This window comes from Sinomonas sp. (assembly GCF_051955515.1).
Classification (GTDB): domain Bacteria; phylum Actinomycetota; class Actinomycetes; order Actinomycetales; family Micrococcaceae; genus Sinomonas.
The window spans coordinates 1-7,580 of record NZ_JBQCGQ010000041.1 but is presented as its reverse complement, the minus strand read 5'-3'; the positions used below and the strand labels follow the sequence as shown (position 1 = coordinate 7,580).

6 protein-coding genes and 1 pseudogene are annotated in these 7,580 nt (G+C 63.9%); 4 read left to right on the top strand and 3 right to left on the bottom strand.

Annotated features, from left to right (window positions below; genetic code table 11):
• Nucleotides 1-965, bottom strand: a 965-nt coding sequence (locus ACTHL9_RS02195) for an ATP-binding cassette domain-containing protein (protein ID WP_440517029.1), incomplete at its 3' end; no start/stop codon positions are given.
• Nucleotides 966-1,466: 501 nt separating this feature from the next.
• Between ACTHL9_RS02195 and ACTHL9_RS02190 the strand changes: the two are divergent.
• The 3 genes and pseudogenes from ACTHL9_RS02190 (at nucleotide 1,467) to ACTHL9_RS02180 (ending at nucleotide 5,620) form a co-directional block, all read left to right on the top strand.
• A pseudogene (locus tag ACTHL9_RS02190) lies at nucleotides 1,467-2,726 on the top strand (ABC transporter substrate-binding protein).
• A gap of 85 nt (nucleotides 2,727-2,811) precedes the next feature.
• The gene (locus ACTHL9_RS02185) at nucleotides 2,812-4,365 is read left to right on the top strand and encodes an FAD-binding protein (RefSeq protein ID WP_440517027.1); all 1,554 of its coding nucleotides are present in this window, start codon (nucleotides 2,812-2,814) and stop codon (nucleotides 4,363-4,365) included.
• 100 nt (nucleotides 4,366-4,465) lie between these two features.
• Nucleotides 4,466-5,620, top strand: coding sequence for an iron-containing alcohol dehydrogenase (locus tag ACTHL9_RS02180; RefSeq protein ID WP_440517026.1), 1,155 nt, complete (start codon nucleotides 4,466-4,468; stop codon nucleotides 5,618-5,620).
• Here the strand turns inward: ACTHL9_RS02180 and ACTHL9_RS02175 are convergent.
• Nucleotides 5,560-5,817, bottom strand: coding sequence for a hypothetical protein (locus tag ACTHL9_RS02175; protein WP_440517025.1), 258 nt, complete (start codon nucleotides 5,815-5,817; stop codon nucleotides 5,560-5,562). The two genes, ACTHL9_RS02180 and ACTHL9_RS02175, sit on opposite strands and share 61 nt — an antisense overlap.
• Between ACTHL9_RS02175 and ACTHL9_RS02170 the strand changes: the two genes are divergently transcribed.
• On the top strand, nucleotides 5,737-6,345 hold the full coding sequence (locus ACTHL9_RS02170) for a GntR family transcriptional regulator (protein ID WP_440517030.1): 609 nt from the start codon (nucleotides 5,737-5,739) through the stop codon (nucleotides 6,343-6,345). The genes ACTHL9_RS02175 and ACTHL9_RS02170 overlap by 81 nt on opposite strands.
• Before the next feature lie 470 nt (nucleotides 6,346-6,815).
• On the opposite strand, the gene ACTHL9_RS02165 is transcribed toward ACTHL9_RS02170, so the two are convergent.
• On the bottom strand, nucleotides 6,816-7,580 hold a 765-nt coding region (locus tag ACTHL9_RS02165; RefSeq protein ID WP_440517023.1), incomplete at its 5' end, for an MBL fold metallo-hydrolase.

Sequence of the window (7,580 nt, the reverse complement as noted above, 5' to 3'; positions counted from 1 at the left end):
GCCTGCAGGAACTCAGTCTGACCCTGGCCGTCCAACCCCGCAAAACCGACGATCTCGCCTTCTCGAAGTTCGAAGTCGGAGGGGCGGGCCCCTGCCGAGAGCACCAGCTGTGAAGCGCGGAGAACCGCGCTGTCCTGTGCTCGGGCAGCCTTGGTGCGACGATGGCCAGCTGCGGCGAGCCCCTCACCGTCGGAGACCCCGGTCATGAGTTCCATGAGCCGGCTCTCGGTGATCTCGTCTCCGCTGAGGACTCCCACGTCGGCGCCGTCGCGGAGGACCGTGGCGCGATCAGCGAACGTCGTGAGTTCCGCAATGCGGTGTGTGACGATGATGACGCAGACGCCCTTGGAACGGAGCCTCTCCATTTCGCTGTAGAGCCGTGATGCGCCCGGAAGATCCAGTGCGGCGGTTGACTCGTCGAATATTAGGACTCTGGGGGAACGCGCGAGCGCGCGGCCTATCGTCACCCACTGCCGATCCGCCAGGCTCAGCGTTTCGACCGGGGCTGAAGGATCTACGGGATGGTCCATGAGCGGTTCGAGCAGCTCCGCGGCGCGCCTCGCCTGTTCTTTTCGGGACATTCCCCTGCGCCAAATGGCCTGGGCTCCGATGAACACGTTGTCGGCGACGCTCGCCCCCTCTGCGACGAGAACCTCCTGGAAGACAGTGGCCACCCCGGAGCGCAAGGCGGCAGCGGGACTCGTGATGGTCCCCCCGTTGATGCTCAGGGAACCCTTGTCGGGAAGGACGATGCCCGACATCATCTTGGCCAGGGTGCTCTTGCCGCTGCCGTTCTCGCCGACAATGGCATGGATTTCTCCGGGAGCGGCCGAAAACGTCGCATCTCGCAGGGCGCGTGTCTCTCCGAAGGATTTCGCGACCCTGCTGATTTCTACTGCTGCCTTCTGACCCGCCGACGCGGTCTGCTCTGACCGAGAGGGGGAGTTCGTCGTGGCCTCCGCCATTCAAGTTCTCCTAGTGCTCACAGCGTGGAAAGCCCTCACAAAGTTGTGGGAGCGGACAGGCGCTCGCCGGATTCGCGGTCCTGGGCTGCGCTGCCGGGCAGGGTCGCTGCCGGAAAACCGTTCCCGTTCCTGGAGCTCAGCGGAACCGGTCACCCCACACTGGCGATGACGTCAGCGTGATCCAGTTCACCTGCTCAAAGGTTGTCATACGGTATTCCCGTACGTCAAGGTGCGATGCAGAGAGCCACTATTTCCACCAGTGTTGCGGGTCTCCCACGACGGATACCCGCCTTCGGCAGTACTTCCCCCCGACAGCGGGGGCGGGAGGGGTAGGGATGCACACGGGCTACCCAAGGAAAAGGATCTTGTCACCGATTCAATAGGACCGTATGATCGCCATACTGTCTTGGAGAGAACTTTGCTTAGGCGTCTCCTGCGGCCTTTGGAAAGGCAGGCGCCGGCACCTCTGCCGAGCGAACCACGTCCACTAGGGAGAAGAAGATGGTCAAAGAAGACCAACGCGGTCCTTGGCGTCCCAAGGGCTGTAAGACGAGGCGGCCAAGGTTTCGATGGCTGCTTGCGCTCAGCGCCGCTTTGGCTGCCGTGCTTGCGCTCACCGGCTGCGGCGGAAATGACTTTGCCGGGAGTTCCCAGACTGGCGGCACCTCGGGCAGCGCGATATCCAGCCTGCCGGCCCAGGCCCAGAAGGCCTACATCAACTCCGATGCGCTGACCGGCCAGCCTCCGTACCTTGAGGGCTGGAAGCCGAAGGGGCCGCCTCCATGGACGATCGGATACAGCAGCCCCTATGCCGGCAATTCTTGGCAGACCACCGCGATGGACTACTTGATGAAGCAGGTACTTCCGCGGTACCAGAAGGCAGGGTTGATCAAGAACATTGTCGTCGCGCAATCCGGCGGTGACGACACCGTGCAGAATCAGCAGATCCGCCAGCTCGCCGACCAGGGCGTCGATATCATCATCGCCTGCTGCTCAGCCAAGACCGCGCTGAACCAGTCCATCCAGTACGCGTACAACAAGGGCGTTCCCTTCGTGGCTTGGAGCGGCCACGTCGACTCCCCCTACGCAGTCAGCGCCGTGACCAACTATCGGGAAGCCGGGAGCGTCTTCGCCTAGGAGGTGTTAGACAAGATTGGCGGCAAGGGCAACGTCCTCGACGTCCAAGGAGTGCCGGGCGCAACGAACGCGATCGACTTCGAAACTGGAGTCCAAGATGCCCTGAAGCAATATCCGGGCATCAGGCTCGTAGGTTCGGTGACCGGCATGTGGTCTGCCTCCGTCACGAAGACAGAGGTCCAGAAATTCCTCGCCACCCACCCTGAGAAGTTGGACGGGATCGTCGCTCAGCCCGCCTCCGCAACCGGAGTCCTCCAAGCGCTCCAGCAGTCTGGCCGCCCCGTGGTTCCGGTCAACATCGGTGGGGAAACCGGGGCAGCATGCTACTGGGTAAATCATCCGGACTTTGCGACGACGGGCTACAACATCTGGCCGCCGAAGGGCGAAAGTGATCTGGGGGTCGAAACCGCAGTGCGCATCTTGGAGCAGCAGGGGCCGAAGATCCAGTCCATCGTGCTGAGCGTATCGCCCATCACCTATGACGAGGCGAAGAAGGCTCTGGGCACTGATTGCGATCCGAACGCAGACGGCTGGCTTGAACCCACCGGCGGATGGCTGACTGGGAAGCAGCTTGACGCCTTCTTCCAGCACCCGAACGATCCCCTTACCTGGAAGCAACAGTAAGCCCCTGCTCCAATCCGTCGCTCCCAAATTCAGCCAATCGATCTCACTTGCCGTGCTGCATCTTCAAGGATCATGAGGTGGAAAAATGTCCGAGTACGACTTGATTGTGATCGGCAGCGGCTTCGCTGGTGCCTCCGCCGGTCTGAGCTACTGCGAGAAGGCCGCCGAAGAAGGCCGCCAGGGCCGGGTGGCGATCGTGGAGGTGGGTGCCGAGGGCGAACGCTCCGGCGGCTCCCGCTGGACCATGGCCTGGCTGCGTGTGTACGAGGACAACCGCCTCGACGCCGCGTGGAAGGACAAGGTGATGGAGACCTCCAAGGGCCTGGCCGATCTCGACTACTGCCTGGCCCTGGAAAGGGAGGTTCCCGGGACGATGAAGTATCTCGAGGATCACGGCGTAGAGATCTACCAGCACTGGGAGAACGACGTCGCCTTGGAATACGAGACGGACAAGAGCATCAAGTGGCCCGTCGGCGGAGGCCTCCAGATTGTGAACAATCTGCTGGCCCACTTCAAGAAGTACGAGAACGCCGAAATCCTCTACCAGACGGAGGCGGTCAAGCTCAGCGTCTCAGAGGAGGGAAGGGTCGACGGCGTCCTCGTGCGCGGAGCGGACGGCCTGCTGCGCACCCTGAAATCCAAGGCGGTTGTCATCGCCTCCGGAGGCTTCGAGGGCAATCCCGAGATGCTCACCGCCTACATCGGCCAAAATGCCGTTGACATCAAGCCGATCGTCCCCGGCCTCCACCGCAACAAGGGAGCCGGAATCCGCATGGCGATGGAGGTCGGGGCCGACACCGCCGGCCAGTTCGACATGTTCCACTCAGAGGTGGTCGACTCGAGGACCAGCCGACCCGACGCCGTGATCTGGGGCCACAACTACGGGATCTGCGTCAACCAGGAGGGCAAGCGCTTCTTCGATGAAGGTGAGGACTACCTCTTCGCCCACTTCGAGCTCCTGGCCTATGAGGTCTGGAAGAACCAGAGCCAGAAGGCCTATCTCATCACCGACAAGCCTGTCATGGACCGCATGCGGCCAGGCTGGGTGTACGAGACCACTGACCTGGAGCCCGAGGAGGGCGCCACCCTGGCAGAGCTTGCCCTGAAGCTGGGCCTGGACCCGGATACGCTCGAGGCGACGGTGCGAGAGTACAACGCCGCCACTCCGGGCGGCCCCTTCCGGCCCGAGGTCCTCGACGGACTCAGCACAGAGGGCATCACCCCGCCCAAGTCGAACTGGGCGAACCGGATCCAGGAGAGCCCCTTCTACGGCTATCCCTTGGAGGCGAGGATCACCTTCACCTATGGAGGGTTGAAGGTGGACACGGATGCGCGCGTCGTCTCCCGCGGCGGAGTGCCGATTCCGGGGCTCTATGCGGCAGGCGAGATCACCGGTCTCTACTACCACGAGTACCCCCCGGCCACCTCGTCGCTGCGCTCGATGACGTTCGGGCGGGTGGCCGGTGCGAATGTCGTCAAGTACCTGGAGGAAAAGGGAGCCGAAGGAAGCGCCGTCCCCCCGGGCTCGACCATTCCTCCGGCTACCCGGGCTGCGGAATCAGCAGACACCGCCGCTCGGGTCATCCCTCCCTCGGAGGCCTCGTCAAGGGCAGCTGAGGCGGCGGCAGAAGGGCCCTGAAGGTGCTTCCGCACTCCCGCGGTTAGCAGCAGAACGGCGCGTCCCCGGGTCATCCCCTCGGGGACGTGCCCTTTCATATGGAGGAAATAGAGTGAGCAACATGACGATCTTCGAGATGCCCCGCACGGAACGCGTCATCGAAGGGCCCGGGGCTCTTGCAGGTCTTCCTGCCGAACTCGACCGGCGGGGCTTGGGCAGAGCCCTTATCCTGAGCGGAAGGACTCTGGGCGCCAGCGAACCGTTCGGGAGGCTGGTGGAGGACCTGGGCGAGAGAGTCGTGGGCGTCCACACCGAGATCCAGGCCCACAACCCTCTCGAGGGAATCATGGAACTCGTGGCCCTGGCGAGGGACACCGGGGCTGATGTCGTCATCGGAATCGGCGGCGGGTCGGCAATCGATGCCGCCAAGCTCACCTCGTTGGGCGTCAGCGAGAAAGTCGATGATCCCCGCGATTTCCTCCGCTACAGCCTCTCCCATGGACTGCTTCCGCTGGCCCGCGCTCCTCTGCCCACAATCGCAGTCCCGACCACTCTGTCCGCGGCCGAATGGAACGGCGTTGCCGCCTTCGTCGATTCGGCCACAACGCGGAAGGAACTGTGTAGGTACCTCGAGCTCACACCGGCAACGGTCATCCTGGACCCTGCGCTCTCCGCGCTCACTCCTCGGAGGCTCTGGACCACGACCGGAGTTCGCGCAATCGACCACGCTGTCGAGATCGCCTATGCGAAGAATGCCCACCCGTTCACGACGGCCCTCTGCATGGGCGCCCTGAAGATCCTCGCCAGGGACCTGCCCTGGACTGCCAGGGACCCAGAGGACTTGGAAGCTGGACTGCGGTGCCACCAGGCCGCCTGGATGTCCCTCGTCGGAGTGCACAATGTCCCGGTGGGCCTCTCTCACGCGATCGGGCACCAGCTCGGTGCCGCGGGAGTGCCTCACGGGGTCACCTCCTGTGTGACGCTGCCGCACGTTATGCGATTCTTCGAACCGGCCACTCGGGGGCAGCAGGAGGTGATGGCTGGGATCCTGGCGGAAGCACGCGGTGCCCTAGAAGCGCGATCTGCCGCGGACGAGATCGAGCTCCTGTTCGAGCGGCTCGACGTGCCCCGTCGCATCAGGGAATTCAACCTGAGCAGCGAAGCTCTGGAGACGGTCGTGGAGGCCACGATGAGCGAGGCCGAGGCAGTCATTCGTCAAGCGCCGCGTCCGGTCACGGCAGAGGACGTCAGACTCATCCTCGCCCAGGCGCAGTAGTCGTCCTCCAACCGGTCGCAGCCGCCGGCAAGGACGAGGCGGACACGGGCGAGCAGGGCAGTCTCCTCGGCCGGCTGCGGCGCCTCGTCCTCGGAGGCGACTTCCCTCCGGGCACACTGCTCCCTGAGGCCTACCTCGCCCAGGAATTCGACGTCAGCCGCACCCCCGTCCGAGAGGCGCTCAAGCAGCTCCAGCACGAGGGACTGGTGGAGATCCGGCCGAAGGTTGGCACCTTCGTGCGGGAGCCCACGCGCCGGGAGGTCATCGAGCTTTTCGAGCTCAAGGAGTCCCTCGAGGGACTCGCGGCCTCCCTCCTAGCCCGCCGGGGCGATGCCGCGGAGCTCGGAGTGCTGCGCCGCAATCTCGAGGATTCCGAGGAAGCCGTCCGCTCTGAGGACCCCGAGGCCTACGCCCGGCTCGTGCACGAGTTCCACTGGATCATGGTGCGGGGCGCGGACAACCGCAAGCTCGTCGAGCACTACGAGCGGCTCATGAACCAGTTGGCCTACCATCGGCTCGTGATCCGTACCGTCGGGCAGCCCGGCAGAATTCTGGACTCCATCCGGGAGCACCGTGCGGTCCTCGAGATGATCGAGCACAAGGACCCCTTCGGCGCCGAATCCGTCATGAGAAACCACGTCTACGCGTCCGCCCGCGAAGCCCTCCTCGCAGAGCCGGCCTCCGAGCAGGGGTGGAGAGACCAGTACTACGTTCGACCTTCCTAAAACGCTTCGCACGTGCACCTGCCATGCAAGCGGGAGGGCGAGCGTGTAGCCACCGGGGAACTGGCTTTGCCCTAGGCTGTTGACTCTGGCTCGGAAGGTCGTCGCTTTCCACCGGGACCCAGCACTGTCGAGGTCGGATCCGAGGCCTGGTCTCCGGTCGGAGTGCGATACGTCAGAGGTGAAGCGCGCGCGCTTATTTCCCTCTCCTCGAGGCCGAATTCACGCCGTTCGTCTCTGTCCGAGGCAGATTGCATGGTGTGTAGCCGGAGGAGAACGGCTCCTCCGGTTCCAATAGGTCGGCCCTCGATTCTGGGCGCTGCGCGGGGGGTGGCAGCGCCCAGAATCGAGGGGGCCCTAGCCAGAGGTCTCCTGGGACGCTTTGACGCTCCGGCCACCTCTCGGTCCTAGCCGAGCGTCCAGGATTCCTCCGACAGTTCCTTCTAGGGAGGCGGAATCGGAACAGATGCGCTTCAGGCAAGCATCTCCATTGGCTGGGGGTAGTAGCGGAAGCCCTCACCTTCCCTGGCCACATGACCGAGGCCGGGCCACGCATAGTGGTAGGACATCACCTGAATGCGGTCGTGGGCGAGCATCCCGAGCATGCGCTGGCGGGATCGGGCCGAAAGGGCCGGGTCCGCGTCGTACTTGAATTCCATCAGCGGGCGCTCCATCAGCAGGACGTGGTGGTGCGTTAGGTCTCCGAGGAAGCAGAACCGATCGTCCCCCGACTCGATCACGAAGCAATGGTGTCCCATGGTGTGCCCGGGGGTATGCATGGCGTGCACTCCAGGAAGGAACTCCTGCTCGTCAGAGTAGAAGAAGACGCGGTCGCCGTGTGGGGCGAGGTTGCGCTGCGCCATCTGGATCTGCACCTCGAAGCCGGGCCTGATGTTCTCGCCCGTTGTCCAGTCGTGGAAGTCGCGTTCGCTGATCCAGATCTCGGCATTCGGGAACAACAGGTCGCCGTCCGCGTTGGCGATGCCGCCGATATGGTCGATGTGCGCGTGGGAGAGGACGATGGTGTCGACTTCCTCGGGCTTGCGCCCTGCTTCGCTCAGACTGTTGATCAGCCTTCCAGTCGTGGGCCCGAAGACCTTCGAATCTCCCATTCCGGTGTCGAAGAGAATGGTGCGCCCGTTGATCTCGACCAGCGGCACATTCTGCTCGAGGACTACGTCGTCGGTTGGCAGGAAGTTCCGGTCGAGCATCTCAACGATGGTGGCAGGGGAGACCCC

What these genes read in the sequence shown, in the direction of transcription:
- ACTHL9_RS02180 (WP_440517026.1), top strand. Translation starts at nt 4,466, where the DNA reads ATGACGATCTTCGAGATGCCCCGCACGGAACGCGTCATCGAAGGGCCC.
- ACTHL9_RS02185 (WP_440517027.1), top strand. Translation starts at nt 2,812, where the DNA reads ATGTCCGAGTACGACTTGATTGTGATCGGCAGCGGCTTCGCTGGTGCC.